Consider the following 20,022-nt stretch of genomic DNA (forward strand, 5'->3'; position numbering starts at 1 on the left):
ATGTTTTTGAAAATACTTCACTACTTGTAAATCCCAACTTTTTAGCCAATGTTTTTACTGTTTTAGTTTTTAGCATTTGATCATTTTGCAATTCTTTTAAAAGATATTTTACACGTAAATCATTAATGTATGAATTGAAATTTTTTTCATAGTGAATGTTGATGATTTTAGATAAATATCTAGGATTTGTTTGAAGTTTCTTTGCTAATGAATGTAGTGAAACTGGTTTTAAGAAACCGTTTTTACATTCAAAATCAGTGAGTTTTTCTATGATATCCAAAATTACTTCTTGACGAATTTCTGGCACATAGTTTTCTGGTTCTTGTGATTTTCTGTTTAAGAACCGATTGAAGAACTTTTTTAATAAGCGTAACATTTTTTGTGTTTTATTCAGATACTAAAAATAGTCCTAGTAACTGTGTTGGTAGCACAGTTCTAGGACTGGATTAAAAACATAGTGATTATGTATCTTATACCAAAGCAGCTTTGCTTTTAAAGTCGCATTTTAGAGTAGGTTTGGTATTACTATCTTTATGATGACTGCCCAAAACTCCCTTTTTTTGGGCAGTCGCTTCTACATTACTTAAATAATAAAGCTTTCTTAACTATGGTTGCAGCTTCTCTATTTAGTATTTTTGTCATTACTTTTTGATGTTGCTTTTCCGTATTATTCCAATCCGTTTCATGATCTTTTACGAAATCTTCAAGCGCATCTTTTGCAAACAAACCAATGGTTTTTCCAGTTTGTTTTGGTGTAAATTCACCAAGTTTACTTTGTACATTCATCAAACGATTTTCATTTACATATCCTAAAAGTGTATGCATGAGTTCTTTTTCAAAATCTGATAGAATTTCTACAGCATTTGGTTTTTGAACATGATGTCTTTTTACACGTGACTTTTCCGTCCATTTTTCGTTTTTATTTTTGAAAATAACACGCTCGCCATTTCCGAAACGTCTACTAATTAATGGTTTAATGATGGTTCCTTCGCAAATATTATCTTCAATTGCTGGAAGTCCAAGCCATTCATGTAGTTTGGATTCAAATGCATTTGGATATTCCAAGCATTCGGTAAATGTTCCTGCAAAAAGTGTTTTTGCGTAAAACAATCCTACTTGTTCAAAATATGTATTCGCAATCGTAACATCTAAATATTCTGTGTGATTTAGACAAATGTCAAATGCATAAAAATCATTTTCAGGACTGTAAAAAACACCTTTTTGAATGCGTGTCATTCCTCTTGGAAGTTCAACATCAGGATGTGGATAACTTCCTCCGAAAATTTCCCCAAAAACAGTCATGATTTTAGTTTCTGGAAAATCATTCTTTACACGTTTGAACAAGTCCGTAATTGCTTTTTCATACTTGTTAAATACATATGTGTGATTGTTGAAATTTTCGCCTTCAGAAATCAAACTTGTACGTTTGGCAACTTTGATATCATTTCCATCTGTAATGAATGAAAAGTTTGCTCCGTGTACTTTTTCCTGAATTACAAAAACATCGTTTCCATAGTCGTGACGGTATACTTGTTCAACTGCTTTTTCGCGGTATGTATTTTCAATACTATTATATTTTTTAAACACGATTTCTTTATTTTTTTAATGAAACTCAATTTTGACAACCCTTTTAAGGTGTAATTAAAATGATTGATTGAATTAGCTCCGTTGAAAAACGGAATCTTTATTCAATTATGAGTTTCTATAGTTTTATATTTTAATTTTCTTCATACAATCGATCTCTGCGATCAATTTCTCCCAAAGGACTTCCTTTGAATGTGGAAATATTTTGGAAACCATTTTCTTCTGTAATTAGTGATTCTTCAGCCAAAACGGCGCCTCTTCTTTTATTTCCATAATCTCCAGTCAGTTTCTTTGTTACAGGATCTACATCTCCCCATAAAATTGCTGGTTTTCCAGTGTCTATTGGCTCAACAAAATAGATGACTCCTGTTCTTTTAGAAGTCACGAGAAATCTTCCTGAATCTTCAGTTCTATATAAGAATCTTTGTAATACATCTTGTCTCATAACTTTATTTTTATTGATGATAGAATGGCAAGATTTTCACTTGCGTCTTTGAGATATACACTCACTATTTTACATGTTAAACTACATTCTGTTTGTGGAATAAATAGGATTCGAACCTATATCTCTGGGACTTCAATCCATCGCATTGACCAACTCTGCCATTATTCCTTTTTTTTGGGTGACCTAGGGGATCGAACCCTATTCTTCTCATTCACAGTGAGACGTTTTACCAAATAAACTAAAGACACCATTTTGTAGTGATAGAAAGACTTGAACTTTCATCTGCCAATGTATCAGATTGACGCTTTACCAATTAAGCTATATCACTATTTTTTAGTGGCGATAGAAAGAGTCGAACTTTCAACTTCTGGCTTATGAGACCAGTGCTTTACCGATTAAGCTATATCGCTATTGTAGATCTGAGAGGAATCGAACCTCTTCTTCGAGAGTCAAAGTCTCGTGTGCTAGCCGTTACACAACAGATCAATTTGTAAGTTTAATAGGATTCGAACCTATACTCTTAGCTTCGTAGGCTAATGTGCTCTCCGTTACACCATAAACTTGTTGCACTCCTTTCTAAGATTGCGTTTGTACAGGAAGAGAGATTCGAACTCTCAAAAGACTGTTTCTAAGACAGCCGCGTATGCCAATTCCGCCATTCCTGTAAATTGTACTCCGTAAGGGAATCGAACCCTTATTATCTGCTCGAAAGGCAGGTGTCCTAGCCGTTAGACGAACGGAGCATTTATATGTTGTCTGGGAAGCAGGACTCGAACCTACATCCTCTCGCTTCCAAAGCGAGTAAACAGCCAATTGTTCTATTCCCAGATTTTGCAGTACCGACGGGATTCGAACCCGCAACTTCTCGAGAGACAGTCGAGCACTCTAGCCGTTGAGCTACGATACTATTTTGCGGAAGTAGTAGGACTCTAATACTGCATCAAGTGCGGCACAAGCTCTACATGCTTTAAAAGACCTGATTTTAACTCAAAGGAATCTATTTTTAATAGGTTTCGTTGAATTGACATTTCAGTCAAGCGAGCCACCAATTGCTCAATACTTCCATTGTAATTCTAGAGACAAGGACGAGAGTCGAACTCGTAAAAAACAGTTTTGCAGACTGCTGCCTTTGCCATTCAGCCACCTTGTCATTGCGATACTGTTAGGACTTGAATACTGAATTAAGTTCAGCACAGGCACCACAAACTCAGACTTAACAGGTCTTTATTCTACCATTGAGCTACAATATCATTTTGTGGAGACACGGAGACTCGAACTCCGTTCGGCGGGATGCAAACCCACTATTTTCGCCTGGTAAACTATATCCCCAAAATATGAACCACAAAAAAAGCATCTCTTTTTTGGGAGATGCTTTTATAAAGTTTGTATATAGTTACGATCAGCGTAACATATCTTTATCATACTCCCATTTTTTCATATATATAAAATCTACCTTCTGTTCTAGTGTAAACAGTCTGCAACTTCCCATCGGTCGGAGAATACTTGCTAAGGCGGATATGTGATTTATACTATGCTTCATGATGTCATTTTTTGTTTTTGACGTTGCAAATATGAAAACGATTTTTGAATTACACAACTATTTTTTGAATTTATTTTACTGATAATCAGTTGTTTATGTTTGAATTTAGACAAAGAAATTCCTGTCCGTTTTTAAACGAATATCGAACTTTTTCCAACTGTCTGTCTCTCAATTGCTTTTTGTTTCAACCTTTTATTTTTCTATCGAGTTATGCTTTCAACATTTTTTAAATTTTTTTCATAAAAAAAGCGCCCAATTTCTTGGACGCTTGTTGTTTTTATAGTTTTTGTGTTATTTCATCGTTTATTTCACTTATAAAAATCTACATAAAGCGTCCTGTTTCGTAAAAATGGTTCAACCATTCCACGATTTTTGTCTTGACTTTTCAGGCAAATAGCGGCTATATGTATATAATATCTTGTCATTAGTGTGGCAAATATGTGATTTTTATAGGGTTTCTTCCAAATTTGATGGTTTATTTATACTCAATCTAATTGATTTAATGATGATAATCTTCAAAAGGTTCTAAAAATCCAATGAGTTCTAGAGTATCTTTTTTCCAGCGAATTCCATGTCCACTTGCAATGCGAATTTCATATACAATATCGTGTTTGTAATGTGTAAATACATTCCACCAAGTTTTATGTTTGAGCATGTATTTGATGAGTTTTTGCACATTTTCTTCTTTTTCTTGCGTGCTTCCTTTGATGGTTCCCCAGAAATTATCAGAAGAACGTTGCGCATGTTTTTCCCAGGCACGAACTGCTTTTGAAATTTGATTGTTATGCGGTTTAAAACTACTTTTTATCAAATCTTTTCGTAAAGGAGGAATGGCGCGTTCATCTTGAATACTCGCTGAGGTCAATCGCTGACCAGTTAAGATTAATATATGTGCAAAAGGCGTTTGCTCTACTGCTGTAGCAAACGCCTTTCGTGTGATGACATTCCATTCAAAATTGTGTTTTTTGAGGATGTGAAATTGGGTTTTAAAGATTGAAAACGTTTCCTTCATATCGGGAATAATTTCTTCTTCAAAATGCGGTTTTCCATGAATTTTGCTAAAATCATTTCGATATAACGCGTAGGCATTTCGCGAAAGCAATGATACATGTTCATTTTGTAAAAATGCGCCATAATCTGCTTTCCATTCATCCGAAAGGAAACTTTTGATGGAGTATGCGATGTCTATTAATGCATTCATGATTTCTGTTCTAAAATGATCTATTTTCTAATGTTTTTACGAACAATATCTTTCTAGCGTTTTTTTGAATTTAGGAAATTCTACCCTTCGTCCTTCTAATTTTCTTCGAAGGACTACTTTACATTTTGCTTTGTATTCTCGGTTCAGTATTTTTCGATATACTTTAGAACCTATTTTCCATGGAATTGCTGCTTTTGCAGTTCTTTTTTTGCGTTTGTGAACTTTTTTGAAATTGTAAAATTTCTTGTTCTTGTACGTTTTCATTTTGTATTAAGTTATATGTTAAAAACTTAATACACTGTGCCTTTTTTGGTTTGCATGATTATATTTTTTTTGTGTTTTTATTGTAGAATTCAGTTCTAATATCAATTAGTAATTCGTTGATCTTTTCTAGGTTTGGACGATTGGGTAAACTAGAATTTACGTAAAGCGTTTCTAACTCAGTTTTTAATTCTGTTGCCCAAGTGACCAACTCATCATATTCAAATTTTCCTCGTTTTACATCAAGTAAAAATTCACGATCTGGACGTTTTACATGAATGTTATTTTCTTTTGCAATTTCTTTCGCCATGCGTAATAAGCGAAAGGTATGCATCATATTTTTAGCATCGTAATTTTTTCCATGTGAAATGGTGGTTTTATACCGTTCGTCATTACGTTTTTCAACCCAATCCCAATATTCTTTATATTTTTTACAATAGGAAGAATAGTTGTCTTTATTGAAAAATAACAATCCAATTGTTGGTTCTCCTTTCGGGATTGAACTCAGTGCCAATTCATTCGCGTTTTCACTTTTGATGATTCCTTTGTAGGGAACATTTTCATTGTGATATATATTGTAACAATTTTTTAAATGTGGAATGTTTGTAATGCCACAATGTGCTTGTTTGATATTTTTGTCTTGCAAAAACGTTCGTAATGGAATTGAAGTTCCTTTGTCATACATAAAACAAAAATCTAAGACTGATTTACGTTCTTTCTCCATTGGATTGACAATTTTCTTTTCCAATCCACGTGCTTTTTTTATTTGTGTAAACGCATAATTTGCAAATGATTTTTCACATTGTTTGGATAGAAATAACGACAACTTGATTTTATCAAATAATGGATCTTTTTGTAAAATGCAATCGTCCGAAATATTTAGTAATTCTAAAATATTTGGATTGTTTTTTGCACACAATGAAATGAATTTTTGTAATTCATAATATACAGTATCATTCGTTTCATCATTGATCTGATCAATGTAATCGAGCGAATAATACATCGATTTTGGCAATATAAAAACACCACGAATATCTATATCGGAAGTCGGCGTGTCTAATCCGTACGCACGACTTCCGCTAATACATTCAAATATGATATGTCCTGATTTTTTCAGTTCTGAGAGTGTCATGAGATTGATTTTATGAATAATCTATTGAAATCTTCAGGATTCGATTTTATCGTTTTCAAATCTTTTCGAACTTCATTATTTTCAGCTACGATGCGTTTTGCCAAATTAATCAAACGTTCATTTATAGGTTCATGACTTTTTTCGATGTGTTTGCTTTTTAGCAGAATTAATTCATCTAGCAACAAACGATATTCTTCATCAAGTAATGAATATAGTTCTCGAAATTCTACTGGCGGAATTGTTTCGTTTTTGTAAATCCAATTGGCACATAAGGCAGTTCGTATTGCATAAAAATAACTTTTTAGAGTCATTTCGCTAGAACCTAAGGTTTCTTCAAAGTTTTTATTCATACTGTGATAATGAAAGAAGCCTGCAACTGGGTTGAAATTGTGTTTTGCAACCGTTTTCATTTCTTCTAAAAACGTTCCAGAACTCCTGTAAACGATCGGAGAGAAGAGCCAACCCAACAACGAAGCATTTGATTTTGCTAGAAGTTTTAAAGCTTTTCGAATGTCCCAACCTGAACCGTCCAATTCGTCTTCTGTCATAAATTGAATCGTATCTTTTTGTTCCCAAAGATTCAAGTACCAATCGGTTTTGTGTTTGTAGACAAAACGGATGTCATAGTCAGAATCGGGAGAAGCAAAACCCCAAGCTCTGCTTCCTGATTCGACAGCGAATAAGATTTCGATATTTTTATCGCGTTCTATTTCGTTGAGTTTTTCTAGTATTCGTGTTTTCATCACTGTAATTTTTCTTTGAACAAAGATGAAATGTAACTGCGCACTATTTTTGCGTAGTTGAATTTTTCATACACCAATGTAAAATTTTGGCAATGTTTCTGGCATCATCAATTCCTCTGTGATGCGTTCCATCTAGAGGAATGTCTAATAGTTGCAAAGCACCTTTCATGCCTACTTTTTTACGAATGCCTTTTACTTCCGAAAACGTAGTTTTTACATTGATATGATTTTCGCCCATAGGATATTCCATGTTTCGCAATTTGCATTGACGTTTTAGCATGTTGAGATCGTATTGCCCGTAACTTGCCCACGTGTATTGCTTTGGATTGTATTCTACACGAAGTTTTGTACAAGCTTCTGCAAATGAAATTCCTTCTGAATCTAAGAGTTCTTGCGTGATGGTTGTTAATTCAGTGCAAAATTCACTGACTTCTGAACGTTCTGGTTTGATCAGAATTCCTTCGTTTTGCGTAATGTTTCCAGTTTCCGTATTTAATACACAGATACCAATTTCTATGATTTCATTGACCTGTCCGTCAGGAATTTTTCCGTTCCAGCAAGTTGCTTCTAAGTCAACGATGATTATATTTTTTGTATGATTCATTTTTATTTTTGATTATGTATGCCTTTTAGTTGATTTGCATTTCGACTGCGCTCAATGTGACAAATAAGAAGGCTTTTTTAAGTTGTTGAATTTGATTCAAAATCACATCCTTAGTTTTCCTTTCTACTACATTTTTCTGCAGAATTTATATGTAACGATATGGCAAACAGACGATCGTCACTTCCTTCTTTTTGGCTGCTTCGTGTTGGCACAATGGTTTATTTTTTCTTCTTTTTAATCTTCCAAAACATAAAACCAGCAGAAGCTAGCAATCCAATTCCTATGAGAAACGAAAGAGCGCCATATCCGTTAACATTTCCTTTGTTTGGAGCCATAATGAAGCTAATAAAGGATAAAATGGTTCCAATAGTTAATAATGCTGGAAGCTGTTTATTCATCGCTTCTTTGGAAGCACTTTCAGCTAGTTTCATGATGTTTGCAATTTCTTCATCCGTAAAACCATTTTCTTTCAGCATGCGCTTTACTTTTGATTTGGATTCTAAGTTTGCAAGTTCAGAAATTGCCTGTGAAATGATCGCTTCTTTTTGTTTGTTTTTGACAGATTCTTTGTGTTTGATAATCGTTAACGATGTATGCAAAAAATCAGACCATTGTTGTTTTTGCTTCGAATTATTGTATGCTTCTGTAACAGCTCTAGCACACTTTTTTATGTTGAAATAAACATCTTCCTCTTTCGTTTCAACTAAATCATCTTTTATGTACGATAGTTCTTCATTTAATCTATGAAAGTCATATACAATTTTATACTTGTGTTCGCTGTTAACAAATACTTCTCCCAAATTCACGGAATGATGAAAAGCAGTTTTTTGATCTGTTGTTTCAATTATGCGGATACAATCTTGATAAATTTTAAGACTGATCAATTCTTCTTTTGTGGTGTATTTTGAAATCACTTCAATAACTTGCTGTTTGTAATTATGATTTTCATAATGTACAAGCGATAAATCATACAATAATGAATCAGTTTTAGCTTTGTAAACATCTTGTAATAATAGGATGTCTTTCTTAAAATCTTCTTTTACTATTTTATCAAATAATAATTGATAGACTTTATTTTTTAGCTCTTTCTGATTCATTGTTTTGATGGTTTTGTTTTAAATAGTGTCGATTAAGATATGTAAACTTTCTAAATCTAATATTTCTTCATCTGAAAATTCATGATTTTCTTCCCAAAAAATACATTCTAACTTTGTTTTGACTTTATTTTTTGCGTCTTCATGACTTCAATTTTATACTTGTTTGTATGTTTCTTTTTTTAATTTTCGACTTGATAGTTTTATTTGTTTGTAAAAACTATATGGATTGTTATTCCGTTTTACCAATTGCTTGAAAGCTTTGTTAAGGTCTTTATAAATTAAGTTTTTACCATCAATTTTTACCAAACTAGGAAATGATGTTTCGGTACAATCTTTACTCAGATAATTACCAAAATCATTTTTTGCCTTCCCATCAGTTATTTTGATACATGAAATTGGTTTGTTATGCTTTTTGAAATAATTATCAAAGTCAAATTCATTATGATCTGCATATAATAAAAATATGTTACCACCATTGATTTTTAGTTCTTCGTTTAATGTAAGTTTTTTGAACATGTCTTTGTATAATAAGATTATCATGTAAAATGGACCTACAATAACACAAAAAAGTATACCTAATGGTACTATAAAAATAGTAAAACCAATGATGCTACATATTTTCTTTATTGTTTTCATTTTCTATTCTTTTTTCTACGTTTCCAAGGCGCGTTTTTACCAACATCGCCCGCCATGATACAACCGTACGGCATAACTTCATCTATGATTTTACCTAAACCAAAGTGTTCCATTTGATTTCTTACCGTTGCTGCATTTTTGTAAGCAGAAGGCAATTCGGTAATGTCAATTTCCTTAGAGAAGAAACGTACATCTAAACCTTTAGTTTCCTCGTTGAAGATGTCTTGAATCGTTCCCGTTTTACTTTTTCTATGTTGTGTTCTACTGACATTTCTTCCAGCTCCATGTGGCGCAAAACCTAAGTTCGATGCAGTGGTGTTTCCTTCAACAATTAATACAGGTTCAGACATGTTTAATGGAATTAATCTCGGACCTGTAATATCTGGCATAAACTTTTTATCCAACGGCGTTGCACCTTTTGCATGGTAGAATAAATCGCCATCTTTGAATACGAAGTTATGCTCGTTCCAGTATCTGTCTTCTTTTTCAATTCCTAATGTTGATAAGGTTGCATCGTGCAATACTTCGTGGTTTTTCTTTGTCCATTTACGTACAATTTGCAACGCTTCCCAATAGTTTTGTCCTTCTTCTGTATCGAAAGGAATCCAAGCGTTATGCTTTAAAGTTTGTGGCGATAATTCTCTTCTGAATTGTTCGGCTACTTTCATCCCTTTTTTATACAAGTTAGCTCCAAAACCTCTACTTCCGTGATGGGTAACCATCATTGTATTTCCTGTTTTTTTAGACGTTCCCACGAACAAGAAATGGTTTCCATCGCCTTGCGTTCCTAAATGTGAACGTGCTACTGAGATACATCTTTGATCGTTTAAGAAGTAATTCGCTTCTATTTCTGCTAATAAATCCATCGGAAATCTGAATTGATTATCACGATCTCTTCCGCCAGGACCAAAGTGTGTAATGCTATGTGCGGCATCCAACACATCTTGCGGATTTGCGTTTCCAAAATCTGTTAACATTACAGAACAACAAATATCGGCACTATGCATTCCTGGATGAATGGCATTTTTTGCCACAGCTACACCACCAACTGGAATGACACCATTTTGTCCTGTAGGACAGGCATCGGGCATGATAGCGCCGTTGACTAATGTTGGCGTTTTCATTAATGTTTCCATGGTTTTGATTACCGAAGCAACATTGTCTTCTTCCACTTCATTTTCGGCTTCTATATTGATCGCAAATGGAATATGATTTTCGTGTAATTCTATTTCTGGAGCTGCTTTGAACTGTTCTAAATATGAAAGCATTTCGTCATGTTGCAATTGATTGTCATTGATGTATACAATTGCTTCTTTAAACCATTTTTTAGGCTTGAATCCTAAATCGATTAATGTGTTTCCGTTAATTTGAATGTGTTCTTTCATAATTTGTTCTTTTAATAAGCTCCGTTGACTTCACTATTCAACGGAGCGTTGCTACTGTGTCATTTAATTATGACGTATGTATGATTCCGATACAAATATTTTACAGTACTGCGCAATTATTTTGCGTAGTTAAAATGAGTTTACTCATTCATATGGCTAGTTTACTCATTGTAAGTTACGTAACGTACTTTGATTGTGTAGTTTAGAGTGAAAATTAGAAATTATGCGAAGAACTGTTTTTATTTTTGTTGCCATTATTATTGTTTATAGTTTACTAGCGCAAAAACCAACGACTTCAGAAGATGAAGTGCAACGAATTGAGGCGTTTACAGAAGACTTTAATACTTCTCCTGACAATAAGCCACTGGTTAGTTTTGATGATTATAAAGATTTGGTCCAAAAAGTGGAAAAGCATCGAGCAGCGCGTTTGATCGATTTAGCAACTTTTGTAGAAATGAGTAGTAAAGAAGATGTGATCATTTTAGATACAAGAGCTGAAGATTTATATAAAAAGAGTCATATAAAAGGCGCGATTAATTTACCTTTTACAAAGTTTACGCAGCAAAATTTAAGGCGTTTAATTCCGAATCCTGAGACTAAAATTTTGATTTATTGCAATAATAATATTCAAAATGATCCGATTCATTTTGCATCAAAAATTGTATTACCTAAGAATAATCAACCTTTAATGTTGGCTTTAAATATTCCGACGTATATTAATTTGTATGGGTATGGCTATAAAAACGTGTATGAATTGAATGCTGTTGTAAACATATTAACTTCTTTGGCTGATCCTTCTTATATTCAGTTTGAAGGCACTAGTTTTTCTGAAAAGTAGTTACTTACTTCGCGTAAGCGGTTGAGTGGTTTGTTTGAGCTCCTTTGAAAGAATTTGAAAAGAGCGAGTAACGAAGACGCGACCACGCTTTTTTTGCGTGGTTACGCTCAAATTATAGCTTGCATGATTTTTTTGAAGTATAGAATGTCTATGACATTGGCAATATTTCTATTACTTTTCCATATACATTTTTGGTCCATCCGTTAATTCGTCCGTGATTGTTTCCAATTAACAATCCGCGTCTTTCGTTTTTGCCTTTCACTAAATGTGTAAATACATTTCCACGTACTTTGCAAAAAACGATGTCTCCAACTTCGCAATCTTCCCAAGAAATAGGCTGCAATTTTACAGGTTGCTTCGATTTTAGAAGTGGTAACATAGAATTACCAGGTTCTTTTGAAATGATGGTTTCTCCATCGAGTAGTTTTTGAATTTTCCAATTCATAATTTTAGTTTTTAAAAAGTTATATGTATCAGTATTGACACACATATCTTTTGGAAACTTGTTTCAAAAGAGTTTTTAATGAACTTTGGCAAATGAAGTAAATTACTGCGCAATCTTTTTACGTAGGAAAGAATTATTTATTGAAAATGTCAAAATATGATTCAAATTCACATTCTTCTATTAAGTTTGGTTGATGATAGTTAATATATTTTTTAATCTGATAAATTGAATCCAAATAATTAAAATCAATTACTTTCCTATAGAACTCTTTATATCTGACACTATTACAATCCGTTCTTGGAGATAAATGAATCAATTGATTTCTAAATTTTATAAAATCTTTTATTGATTCATACGTATTTAAATATTCTAATGGAAAGTTCTTATTTGTACATTGTGGAATTATTTTTGACATCTTAAATTCAAGATTAGCTTTTAAAATCCATTTGATATCTTTAGTTTCTCCTTTTCCCTTAGTTATGTATGTTGTTGTAACTGGAATTTCTTTATTTATAAATGTTTCTAAAGAAGAATTTAGCATTATGATATAGCTAGATGCAAATTGAAAAAAATATTGAAATTCTTGCATTGTTTTTCCTAGGTCTTGAGCGTCCTTATTTTTTGAAGGATCAATGAATGATAAATTGTTTAGAAATTCTTTTTTGTAACTATAAATCATTTTAGAAAACATTTGAGCACTAGAAAAATAAATTAAACAAGGGTCTAACTCAGGAACAAATTTCATTTGATTTTTATGCTTATAATCAAATCCTCTAATCTTTTTTTGATTGCTAGTAAAGCACCAAAAGTCATCATCTGTATATTCTTTCAATTTTAGATAATTTTTTGCATCTAAAATACTCTCATTTGGGACATTTGAGCTATTTATATTATTCAAATCAAAATTGATATCAACTTGAACTATGTTTTTAGGTTCTATATTTTTCATAAGATTTTATTTGCTAATAATATACGAATATGCAACTAATTTGCGCAATGATTTTGCGTAGTTAAAAAAGAGTTTTAATTTCACAGCAAATACGTTACACATGGCAATTAATAAAAACGCGCTCATTCGCTATAAAACCATTGATAAATGCTTGCAAAACTGTTATCGGCAATGGACGCTTAACGATTTGATTGAAGCATGTTCGGATACATTACACGAATATGAAGGACGCGAAGTGAATGTGAGTCGTAGAACTGTACAATTGGATATTCAGATGATGCGAAGTGATAAATTAGGGTACAATGCGCCAATTGTCGTGTACGATCGTAAGTTTTATAAGTATGAAGATGAAGACTATTCTATTACAGATATTCCGCTAACGGAAAACGACATGAATGTACTTTCGGAAACGGTAGAAATGCTGAAACAATTTAAAGATTTTTCATTGTTTTCAGAATTGGGCGGCATTATTCAACGGTTGGAAGATAAAGTATATACGGAGAAAACGCATCAGGCATCTATTATACATTTGGACAAAAATGAAAACTTGAAAGGTTTGCAGCATTTAGATCTATTGTATCAAGCTATTTTGAAGAAAATTGTCCTGCGACTGACGTATCAATCCTTCAAAGCACGTCATGCTTCTGAAATTATTTTTCATCCATTTATTTTGAAAGAGTACAACAATCGTTGGTTTTTAGTTGGTGTTACAGGAAACAAGAAACAGATTTCCACTTTTGCATTGGACAGAATCGTGAATGTTGATTATGATGTAAATATTCCATACAGAGATGAAAATTTTAATGGAGATTTGTATTATAAAAATACAATTGGTGTTACCGTTTTGGATGAAAAACACATTCAGGAAATCATCTTAAACATAGAAAAAAGTAATGCGCCGTATGTAATAACAAAACCATTTCATCATACGCAAGAAGTTATGGAAAAGCATAAAGATGGAAGTGTTACGATAAAACTTTGTGTACATATTAATTTTGAATTGGAACGCTTGATTCTTGGTTTTGGAGATGCTATAGAAGTTGTAGCGCCAAGAATTCTACGAAAGCGAATTCGTAAAAAATTAGAAGCTGCGGTAGGTAAATACATTGACTAATTGAAAAAACTACCTTTTAGGATTTTTACGATGCGATTCTTAGTATTCTAATTATATATACATGAGATATCTCAGTAGTCTGATATATGTTACTTTTGCTATGTGTTTTTAATATTGAGTTAAATCATTAGAAACAAACGACTAACTATACTCGTTATTTTACAAAATATACAATCACTTCTATGAAATTTTCTTAATTTTAGTACATTTGTTACTAATAAACAATTACCAGAAAATTGAATAAATAATACTTACAAACACATCGACATGAAAAAAACTACTTTTATTTTATTACTTTTTACTGCTTTTGCACTATTTACAAGCAATGTAAATGCGCAAGATGGTTATACGTATACATTGCAACACAACGGCGGTTATAGCTTCACAATACAAGCAGTGCCAAACCCAAGTGCGAATAACTTTGCTACTTCTGTACAGAGTTATGGATTTACAATTATTGTTCCAGATGGCGTAACAATTGACACAGGTTCAGCTACTTCATTAGGTGGTGGCGCTAGTGCTACTTTCTTTGATGGAAATAATGTAGCACAATCATCAATTGATGGATATTTGGTTACAGAAACTTTAGGAAGTCCAGTAAGTCTGACAGCACCATCGGCAGGTACAAATTCTGACATGTTTACATTTACAGTAAATGGAAACCCTAATATAGGAAACATGTACATATTGGAAAATAACTCAGCGTTGGCAAATGCAGTAACTCCTTTAAAATCATTTATGCAAGCAGATATGATTGATAACGGAACGGCGGAATATGTAAACGTGGTAGACCCGAATGCAGCGGCTGTAACTGCTCCTTCTACGTTTAACTTTGCTACTTTAAGTACTACCGAAGTAGAATTGACAGGCGTAAGTGTTTTTCCAAATCCAGTTAAGGATGTCGCAACAATTAGTGGAGTTACAGATTTAGAATCTGTTGAGGTTACTAATATTAATGGGCAACGTGTATTGTACAATACAACAAACTTAGAAACTATTGATATGACCAATTTGCCAGCTGGAATTTACTTGGCAAAAATACAAGCAACTTCAGGTTCAAAAACAGTGAAGTTAATCAAAGAATAATTGAAAAAATACTCATATTTATACAAAAGCGCCATTCGCAAGAATGGCGCTTTTTTCGTTTTAGAATGTTTGAAAACTAATATAGTTTTATCATTTTCAATCATACAATCTACTATATGTTTGTGCATACTGATTTAATCTAAAAAATAATCTAAATGATAAAATCAACTCTTTTAAAGTCATAATTTATAATAGAAACGTTATCAAATGCTACCAAAAACACAAAATCCAATCAAATTTTGATTGGATTTATCATAATGTGTGTGAATATATATCATTCAATAGAATATACTATTCAAAAAAATACTGTTTTATTAGCAATTACAAGTAATCGTAGGACACGTAACTACACCAGTGTTTGGTTGTTCCCAACAATAAATACTAGCACATTCATAATAGGCTGTATTTCCACCTGTAATAAGTTTGGTTTGAAAGTTTGTAATTTGTTTTTTGTTTAACCTAAGCGGTTTTAAAATTCTCTTTTTCATGTAATAAAGTTTTTAAAAGTTAATACTAAACTTAAAATTACAAAAATGGCTTATAAACTATTTACGGGAATACCGTAATCTTTTTAGAATCAAAAATATAGAGAAAAAACTTGTAATTATGTTAGGCGTTGCGGCTGCCAATAGGTGATTGAGGATATCATGTTGCAAAACATTACCTTTAGATTACATAAAAATTTTTGGACCACTTTCCATCCCTAAAACAAAAAACCCGATCAAAATTATGATCGGGTTTTTCTGGTGGTGCCTCCAGGAATCGAACCAGGGACACAAGGATTTTCAGTCCTTTGCTCTACCAACTGAGCTAAGGCACCAGTCGCAAATGCGGATGCAAATATAAGCGTTTTTTAAACTTGACAAAACTATTTTGCAAAAAAAACGTTTCTTAAATTAGCAATCTCTAAAATCAATCTATGAATTTAATTGTAGACGCTGGAAATACGTATGTAAAAGTTGCTGTTTTTCAGCAAGATAAAATGTTGCATCACGAAAGTTTTGAAAAAGAACTATTTCAAAAAAAAATTGAAAAAACTTTACAAAACTTTCCAGAAGTAGATCAAATGATCACTTCGTCCGTCACAAAGTTGACAAAAGAAACAAAAACATATCTAGCTAGCTTAGCGATCAAAATATTAAAATTGACACATGAAACACCAGTGCCTTTTCAAAACACCTATACAACACCAGAAACGTTAGGTGTCGACAGAATTGCACTTGTAGTAGCGGCAGTATCACAATATCCAAAACAAAATGTATTGGTCATTGATGCAGGAACGTGTATAACGTACGATTTTAAAACAGTTAACGAAATATATCTTGGCGGAGGAATTTCTCCAGGAGTACAACTTCGATACAAAACACTCAACCTACTTACCGCAAATCTTCCGCTCCTAAAGCCTGAAATACCAAAAAATTATATCGGAAATTCTACGAATAATGCAATTCATTCAGGTGTCAGTATTGGAGTAATTACAGAAATAGATGGCATAATTGAGCGTTACAAAGAACAATTTGAACATTTAACAGTTATTTTAACAGGCGGCGACACTAATTTCTTGGCTAAAAGGTTAAAAAATACCATATTTGCGAATTCAAAATTCTTGTTGCAAGGATTGAATAATGTTTTAGAATATAATAGATATAATGATTAGAAAGTTTTTAGGATTATCAATTTTGTTGTTTATCTGCCAAATGAGTATTGCACAACAAGGCACAGCTTCACCATATTCCTTCCTTGGAATTGGAGACTTGAAGTTTAAAGGAACAGCAGAAAATAGAAGTATGGGAGGAATGAGTATCTATTCAGATAGTTTACATATCAACTTACAAAACCCAGCTTCGTTTGGAAATTTACAGTTTACAACATATACATTAGGAGCTAGTTACGGTCAAATTAAACTAGAAAGTCCTTCAGGAACTGACAAAGGATCTTCCACAGCTTTAGATTACTTGGCTGTTGCTTTTCCAATTAGTAAAAAAATGGGCGTTGGCTTCGGAATCTTGCCATTTAGCTCCGTTGGATACAACTTTGAAGGCATTGGAGAAACAGGAATTGCTTCGACACCAAATAAATTTGCACAATATCAAGGAGAAGGAGGTTTAAACTCTGTATTTCTATCGCTTGGATATCAAATTACAAAAGAATTTTCTGTTGGAGCTACGGTAAATTATAACTTTGGAAACATTCAAAACCAAAATACAGAATTTCTAGGTGAGCTGGATGATGAAGGCAATTTTGTCAGAACATTAAATTATGGAACACGTTCCTTAGATGAATCAAGATTAAGTGGATTGAACTATAATTTAGGTGCATACTACCAAACAAAATTCAACGAAAAACTATCCTTAACTACGTCGTTGACATTCTCTCCAAAATCAGATATAAAATCAGACAACACACGTCAATTATTAGCATTAAATTTATCAGGAGTTGGAGGAGTCACTGTAAGTCCTGGGCAATTAGATGAAGTTGATTTGGGGAGCAAGCAAACAACAGACTTGCGACTGCCTACAAAAACATCTTTAGGAGCTGGAATAGGCGAAAAAAATAAGTGGTTTGCTGGAGCAGAATATACATTTATGAACAGTAGTAACTTTGGAAATAGCTTAACGACGATTGAAAACGTAACCTATAACAATGCTTCAAAATTTGCGGCAGGAGGATTTTATATTCCTAAATATAACTCATTTACAAGCTACTGGGAAAGAGTAACTTATAGAGTTGGAATTCGATATGAGCATACCGGAATTACAATTCGAGACGAAGATATAAATGACTTTGGCATGTCTTTTGGAGTAGGACTACCAGTAGGACGAACAATATCAAACTTGAACCTTGGTGTAGAGTTCGGAAATAGAGGAACGACTAACTCTGGATTAATCAAAGAGAATTATGTCAATTTCTTCTTAAGTTTATCACTTAACGATAGATGGTTCATAAAAAGAAAGTATAATTAACCGAATAAAATTAGAGAAATGAAGAAGATTTTTACATTATTAGTAACAGGATTGTTTACAATAACAAGCTTCACAACTTTAAATGCTCAAGATTGTAAAACAAAATTATCCCTATTCGCTGAAAACGCAAAAGCTAAAAACTATGCGGAAGCTGAAACGCAATTAAACGAATTAAGAAAAGATTGTCCAACAATAAGTTCTGCATTGTATGCATATGGTGAGCGAATTTATAAGTACAAACTTAAAAATGCAACAACAGATGCTGAAAAAACAAAAATAGCTGAAGAGCTAATTCAACTATACAAAGATAGATTGGCAAATGTGCCTGCAAAAACAAAAAAAGGTGATGTATTGGGTGATATCGGTACGTTAATGGTAGATTACAAAATAGGAAATGTAAAAAGCCAATATGATACGTTTGACGAAGCATTCAAAACCGATTTGGTAAACTTCAAAAATCCAAAATCACTATACCAGTATTTTGAATTGTACTACAACATGTACAAAACTGGAGATTCAGGAGTTGTGTTAGAAAACCTAATCGAAAAGTATGAAGAATTAAACGAAAAGTTTGAATCTGAAAGCGAAAGATTGGCAAAAACTAAAAACCAATTAATCGCGAAAAAAGAAGCTGGTCAAGAACTAACGTCTAAAGAAAAAAGAACAGAAAAAGTTGCAGATACAAACGTAAAAGCAATTGCTATTTTCTCTGGAAATATGGAATCTTTGATCGAAAGAGAATCAACATGTGAAACTTTAATTCCTTTATTTAGAAAGAACTTTGCTGAAAACAGAAGTAATGCACTTTGGTTAAAAAGAGCTGCTGGACGATTAGATGCTAAAGGTTGTGATGAAGATCCATTGTTTGTAGAATTAGTAGAAGCTGTAGATGCATTAGAGCCATCTGCAAACTCTAAAAGATACTTAGCTGGAATCTACGAAAGAAAAGGAAACCTAGTAAGAGCTGAAGAATACCTAAACCAGTCATTGGATATGGAAAAAGATCCAATTAGAAAAGGAAAATTACTTTATAAAATTGCTGACAAGGCAAAAAGAAGAGGTCAAAAATCGAAAGCTAGAAAATATTACTTAGATGCAGTAAAAAGTAACCCATCATTAGGTGGTGCATACTTAAAAATTGCTCAACTGTACGCTTCAAGTGTAAACCAGTGTGGAAACGATGAGTTCACGAAAAGAGCTGGATACTGGAAAGCTGCTGAAATGGCTAGAAAAGCAGGACAAGTAGATCCTTCATTAAAAAGTATTGCTAACAGAACTGTAAATTCATACATGAAGTCAGCTCCAAGCAAATCAGATATCTTTAGTAAAGGATACAAAGGTGGAGAAACCGTTTCACTAAACTGCTGGATTGGCGGAAGCGTTAGAGTTCCAAGTTTATAACAAACATGAACACATACACAAAATATATAATACATTGCATTGTCACAGCGTTCGCTGTGACAATGTTTTTTTCATGTCAGGGGAATTACAATAGCGAAATTCAAAAACTATCGTACACCAAACGGTTTCCTGTTGGAGAAGCAGAAAATATATTTTTAGTATACACAGATTCAGGAAAGGTAAAATCGACACTTAGAAGTCCGTACAACAAAGATTTTTCCAATCAAAAATTTCCATTTATGGAGTTTCCTAAGGGAATTACATTAAAGTTTTTTGATGAACAAAGTAATGAAAATACCGTAACTGCTGACTATGCCATTTTGTATAGTGACACAAGATTAGTAGATTTACAAGGAAATGTGCAACTTGTAACACACAAAGGAGACGTTTTGGAAGCTCCTCAATTATTTTGGGATCAAGATAGAGAATGGATTTTTACAGAAGGAGCATTCAAAATAAGCAACCAATATGGTGTATTATTACAAGGAACACACGGAATAGACTTTAGTAGAGATATGAGTGTCATGGATGCACATGAAATCTATGACAGTACCATACCAATTGACGAAGACGATAAATAAACAACCACAAACGAACA

Annotated in this window: 20 protein-coding genes and 13 tRNA genes; 7 read left to right on the forward strand and 26 right to left on the reverse strand. The window is 32.9% G+C overall.

Translation table 11 applies throughout. The features are described from left to right. From AA089_RS08410 to AA089_RS08520, 22 genes are all read right to left on the reverse strand, one after another. Nucleotides 1-376: helix-turn-helix domain-containing protein (locus AA089_RS08410; RefSeq protein WP_046756506.1), on the reverse strand; the 376-nt coding region annotated here is incomplete at its 3' end. A 203-nt stretch (nucleotides 377-579) separates the two neighbouring features. Then, the gene (locus AA089_RS08415; RefSeq protein ID WP_046756507.1) at nucleotides 580-1,587 is read right to left on the reverse strand and encodes an RNA ligase, Rnl2 family; all 1,008 of its coding nucleotides are present in this window, start codon (nucleotides 1,585-1,587) and stop codon (nucleotides 580-582) included. Between the two features lie 130 nt (nucleotides 1,588-1,717). After that, on the reverse strand, nucleotides 1,718-2,029 hold the full coding sequence (locus tag AA089_RS08420; protein ID WP_046756508.1) for a hypothetical protein: 312 nt from the start codon (nucleotides 2,027-2,029) through the stop codon (nucleotides 1,718-1,720). 95 nt (nucleotides 2,030-2,124) lie between these two features. Further along, nucleotides 2,125-2,197: transfer RNA gene (locus AA089_RS08425), tRNA-Phe, on the reverse strand. 8 nt (nucleotides 2,198-2,205) lie between these two features. Beyond that, a tRNA-His gene (locus AA089_RS08430) sits at nucleotides 2,206-2,278 on the reverse strand. Nucleotides 2,279-2,284: 6 nt separating this feature from the next. Continuing rightward, nucleotides 2,285-2,357: transfer RNA gene (locus AA089_RS08435), tRNA-Ile, on the reverse strand. 9 nt (nucleotides 2,358-2,366) lie between these two features. Next, nucleotides 2,367-2,439 (reverse strand) — tRNA-Met (locus tag AA089_RS08440). 4 nt (nucleotides 2,440-2,443) lie between these two features. Then, nucleotides 2,444-2,514: transfer RNA gene (locus AA089_RS08445), tRNA-Gln, on the reverse strand. Nucleotides 2,515-2,520: 6 nt separating this feature from the next. Continuing rightward, nucleotides 2,521-2,592 (reverse strand) — tRNA-Arg (locus AA089_RS08450). Between the two features lie 28 nt (nucleotides 2,593-2,620). Beyond that, nucleotides 2,621-2,694, reverse strand: a tRNA-Leu gene (locus AA089_RS08455). 6 nt (nucleotides 2,695-2,700) lie between these two features. After that, a tRNA-Glu gene (locus AA089_RS08460) sits at nucleotides 2,701-2,772 on the reverse strand. A 12-nt stretch (nucleotides 2,773-2,784) separates the two neighbouring features. Then, nucleotides 2,785-2,857 (reverse strand) — tRNA-Pro (locus AA089_RS08465). 6 nt (nucleotides 2,858-2,863) lie between these two features. Next, a tRNA-Asp gene (locus AA089_RS08470) sits at nucleotides 2,864-2,936 on the reverse strand. A gap of 170 nt (nucleotides 2,937-3,106) precedes the next feature. Continuing rightward, nucleotides 3,107-3,179, reverse strand: a tRNA-Cys gene (locus tag AA089_RS08475). A gap of 106 nt (nucleotides 3,180-3,285) precedes the next feature. Next, nucleotides 3,286-3,358: transfer RNA gene (locus AA089_RS08480), tRNA-Ala, on the reverse strand. A 710-nt stretch (nucleotides 3,359-4,068) separates the two neighbouring features. Then, nucleotides 4,069-4,770: a hypothetical protein gene (locus tag AA089_RS08485; RefSeq protein WP_046756509.1), complete on the reverse strand. Its 702-nt coding sequence runs from the start codon at nucleotides 4,768-4,770 to the stop codon at nucleotides 4,069-4,071. A 322-nt stretch (nucleotides 4,771-5,092) separates the two neighbouring features. After that, nucleotides 5,093-6,163 carry a nucleotidyltransferase domain-containing protein gene (locus AA089_RS08495; protein ID WP_046756511.1) on the reverse strand — a complete coding sequence of 357 codons (1,071 nt, stop codon included), beginning with the start codon at nucleotides 6,161-6,163 and terminating at the stop codon, nucleotides 5,093-5,095. Further along, nucleotides 6,160-6,906 carry a nucleotidyltransferase domain-containing protein gene (locus tag AA089_RS08500; protein WP_046756512.1) on the reverse strand — a complete coding sequence of 249 codons (747 nt, stop codon included), beginning with the start codon at nucleotides 6,904-6,906 and terminating at the stop codon, nucleotides 6,160-6,162. The genes AA089_RS08495 and AA089_RS08500 overlap by 4 nt, the downstream gene beginning before the upstream one ends. Nucleotides 6,907-6,949: 43 nt before the next feature. After that, the gene (locus AA089_RS08505) at nucleotides 6,950-7,510 is read right to left on the reverse strand and encodes a 3'-5' exonuclease (protein ID WP_046756513.1); all 561 of its coding nucleotides are present in this window, start codon (nucleotides 7,508-7,510) and stop codon (nucleotides 6,950-6,952) included. A 218-nt stretch (nucleotides 7,511-7,728) separates the two neighbouring features. Beyond that, complete coding sequence (locus tag AA089_RS08510; RefSeq protein ID WP_046756514.1) at nucleotides 7,729-8,607, reverse strand: hypothetical protein; 879 nt, start codon at nucleotides 8,605-8,607, stop codon at nucleotides 7,729-7,731. Nucleotides 8,608-8,760: 153 nt separating this feature from the next. Next, nucleotides 8,761-9,243 (reverse strand): hypothetical protein, encoded by a 483-nt coding sequence (locus tag AA089_RS08515; RefSeq protein ID WP_046756515.1) that lies wholly within the window; start codon nucleotides 9,241-9,243, stop codon nucleotides 8,761-8,763. Then, the gene (locus tag AA089_RS08520) at nucleotides 9,240-10,628 is read right to left on the reverse strand and encodes an RtcB family protein (protein WP_173427053.1); all 1,389 of its coding nucleotides are present in this window, start codon (nucleotides 10,626-10,628) and stop codon (nucleotides 9,240-9,242) included. Before AA089_RS08520 ends, AA089_RS08515 begins: the two co-directional genes overlap by 4 nt. A 223-nt stretch (nucleotides 10,629-10,851) precedes the next feature. Between AA089_RS08520 and AA089_RS08525 the strand changes: the two genes are divergently transcribed. Beyond that, entirely contained in the window at nucleotides 10,852-11,466 is a 615-nt protein-coding gene (locus tag AA089_RS08525) for a rhodanese-like domain-containing protein (protein WP_053002281.1), read from the forward strand. A gap of 148 nt (nucleotides 11,467-11,614) precedes the next feature. On the opposite strand, the gene AA089_RS08530 is transcribed toward AA089_RS08525, so the two are convergent. Together AA089_RS08530 and AA089_RS08535 are read right to left on the reverse strand one after the other, a co-directional pair. Further along, on the reverse strand, nucleotides 11,615-11,911 hold the full coding sequence (locus tag AA089_RS08530) for a hypothetical protein (protein ID WP_046756516.1): 297 nt from the start codon (nucleotides 11,909-11,911) through the stop codon (nucleotides 11,615-11,617). A gap of 133 nt (nucleotides 11,912-12,044) precedes the next feature. Next, the gene (locus AA089_RS08535; RefSeq protein ID WP_046756517.1) at nucleotides 12,045-12,860 is read right to left on the reverse strand and encodes a hypothetical protein; all 816 of its coding nucleotides are present in this window, start codon (nucleotides 12,858-12,860) and stop codon (nucleotides 12,045-12,047) included. A gap of 100 nt (nucleotides 12,861-12,960) precedes the next feature. On the opposite strand from AA089_RS08535, the gene AA089_RS08540 reads away from it, so the two are divergent. Both AA089_RS08540 and AA089_RS08545 read left to right on the forward strand, forming a co-directional pair. Then, nucleotides 12,961-13,974: a helix-turn-helix transcriptional regulator gene (locus AA089_RS08540; protein WP_046756518.1), complete on the forward strand. Its 1,014-nt coding sequence runs from the start codon at nucleotides 12,961-12,963 to the stop codon at nucleotides 13,972-13,974. 267 nt (nucleotides 13,975-14,241) lie between these two features. Then, nucleotides 14,242-15,060 carry a T9SS type A sorting domain-containing protein gene (locus AA089_RS08545; protein WP_046756519.1) on the forward strand — a complete coding sequence of 273 codons (819 nt, stop codon included), beginning with the start codon at nucleotides 14,242-14,244 and terminating at the stop codon, nucleotides 15,058-15,060. 314 nt (nucleotides 15,061-15,374) lie between these two features. On the opposite strand, the gene AA089_RS24675 is transcribed toward AA089_RS08545, so the two are convergent. Both AA089_RS24675 and AA089_RS08550 read right to left on the reverse strand, forming a co-directional pair. Continuing rightward, a complete protein-coding gene (locus AA089_RS24675) occupies nucleotides 15,375-15,548 on the reverse strand; it encodes a hypothetical protein (protein ID WP_156168953.1) in 174 nt (57 codons plus the stop codon). A 256-nt stretch (nucleotides 15,549-15,804) separates the two neighbouring features. Next, nucleotides 15,805-15,880: transfer RNA gene (locus AA089_RS08550), tRNA-Phe, on the reverse strand. A 99-nt stretch (nucleotides 15,881-15,979) separates the two neighbouring features. Between AA089_RS08550 and AA089_RS08555 the strand changes: the two genes are divergently transcribed. The 4 genes from AA089_RS08555 to lptC are packed head-to-tail and all read left to right on the forward strand — an operon-like array spanning nucleotide 15,980 to nucleotide 20,005. Continuing rightward, nucleotides 15,980-16,717 carry a type III pantothenate kinase gene (locus tag AA089_RS08555; protein WP_046756520.1) on the forward strand — a complete coding sequence of 246 codons (738 nt, stop codon included), beginning with the start codon at nucleotides 15,980-15,982 and terminating at the stop codon, nucleotides 16,715-16,717. Then, a complete protein-coding gene (locus AA089_RS08560) occupies nucleotides 16,710-18,023 on the forward strand; it encodes an outer membrane protein transport protein (RefSeq protein WP_046756521.1) in 1,314 nt (437 codons plus the stop codon). The genes AA089_RS08555 and AA089_RS08560 overlap by 8 nt, the downstream gene beginning before the upstream one ends. Nucleotides 18,024-18,041: 18 nt before the next feature. Further along, entirely contained in the window at nucleotides 18,042-19,424 is a 1,383-nt protein-coding gene (locus tag AA089_RS08565) for a tetratricopeptide repeat protein (protein WP_046756522.1), read from the forward strand. 5 nt (nucleotides 19,425-19,429) lie between these two features. After that, nucleotides 19,430-20,005 carry an LPS export ABC transporter periplasmic protein LptC gene (gene lptC / locus AA089_RS08570; RefSeq protein ID WP_046756523.1) on the forward strand — a complete coding sequence of 192 codons (576 nt, stop codon included), beginning with the start codon at nucleotides 19,430-19,432 and terminating at the stop codon, nucleotides 20,003-20,005. Nucleotides 20,006-20,022 lie beyond the last annotated feature (17 nt).

The organism is Kordia jejudonensis, from assembly GCF_001005315.1.
Classification (GTDB): Bacteria; Bacteroidota; Bacteroidia; order Flavobacteriales; family Flavobacteriaceae; genus Kordia; species Kordia jejudonensis.

What these genes read in the sequence shown, in the direction of transcription:
- AA089_RS08420 (WP_046756508.1), bottom strand. Translation starts at nt 2,029, where the DNA reads ATGAGACAAGATGTATTACAAAGATTCTTATATAGAACTGAAGATTCA.
- AA089_RS08485 (WP_046756509.1), bottom strand. Translation starts at nt 4,770, where the DNA reads ATGAATGCATTAATAGACATCGCATACTCCATCAAAAGTTTCCTTTCG.
- AA089_RS08495 (WP_046756511.1), bottom strand. Translation starts at nt 6,163, where the DNA reads ATGACACTCTCAGAACTGAAAAAATCAGGACATATCATATTTGAATGT.
- AA089_RS08500 (WP_046756512.1), bottom strand. Translation starts at nt 6,906, where the DNA reads ATGAAAACACGAATACTAGAAAAACTCAACGAAATAGAACGCGATAAA.
- AA089_RS08505 (WP_046756513.1), bottom strand. Translation starts at nt 7,510, where the DNA reads ATGAATCATACAAAAAATATAATCATCGTTGACTTAGAAGCAACTTGC.
- AA089_RS08510 (WP_046756514.1), bottom strand. Translation starts at nt 8,607, where the DNA reads ATGAATCAGAAAGAGCTAAAAAATAAAGTCTATCAATTATTATTTGAT.
- AA089_RS08515 (WP_046756515.1), bottom strand. Translation starts at nt 9,243, where the DNA reads ATGAAAACAATAAAGAAAATATGTAGCATCATTGGTTTTACTATTTTT.
- AA089_RS08520 (WP_173427053.1), bottom strand. Translation starts at nt 10,628, where the DNA reads ATGAAAGAACACATTCAAATTAACGGAAACACATTAATCGATTTAGGA.
- AA089_RS08525 (WP_053002281.1), top strand. Translation starts at nt 10,852, where the DNA reads ATGCGAAGAACTGTTTTTATTTTTGTTGCCATTATTATTGTTTATAGT.
- AA089_RS08530 (WP_046756516.1), bottom strand. Translation starts at nt 11,911, where the DNA reads ATGAATTGGAAAATTCAAAAACTACTCGATGGAGAAACCATCATTTCA.
- AA089_RS08535 (WP_046756517.1), bottom strand. Translation starts at nt 12,860, where the DNA reads ATGAAAAATATAGAACCTAAAAACATAGTTCAAGTTGATATCAATTTT.
- AA089_RS08540 (WP_046756518.1), top strand. Translation starts at nt 12,961, where the DNA reads ATGGCAATTAATAAAAACGCGCTCATTCGCTATAAAACCATTGATAAA.
- AA089_RS08545 (WP_046756519.1), top strand. Translation starts at nt 14,242, where the DNA reads ATGAAAAAAACTACTTTTATTTTATTACTTTTTACTGCTTTTGCACTA.
- AA089_RS24675 (WP_156168953.1), bottom strand. Translation starts at nt 15,548, where the DNA reads ATGAAAAAGAGAATTTTAAAACCGCTTAGGTTAAACAAAAAACAAATT.
- AA089_RS08555 (WP_046756520.1), top strand. Translation starts at nt 15,980, where the DNA reads ATGAATTTAATTGTAGACGCTGGAAATACGTATGTAAAAGTTGCTGTT.
- AA089_RS08560 (WP_046756521.1), top strand. Translation starts at nt 16,710, where the DNA reads ATGATTAGAAAGTTTTTAGGATTATCAATTTTGTTGTTTATCTGCCAA.
- AA089_RS08565 (WP_046756522.1), top strand. Translation starts at nt 18,042, where the DNA reads ATGAAGAAGATTTTTACATTATTAGTAACAGGATTGTTTACAATAACA.
- lptC (WP_046756523.1), top strand. Translation starts at nt 19,430, where the DNA reads ATGAACACATACACAAAATATATAATACATTGCATTGTCACAGCGTTC.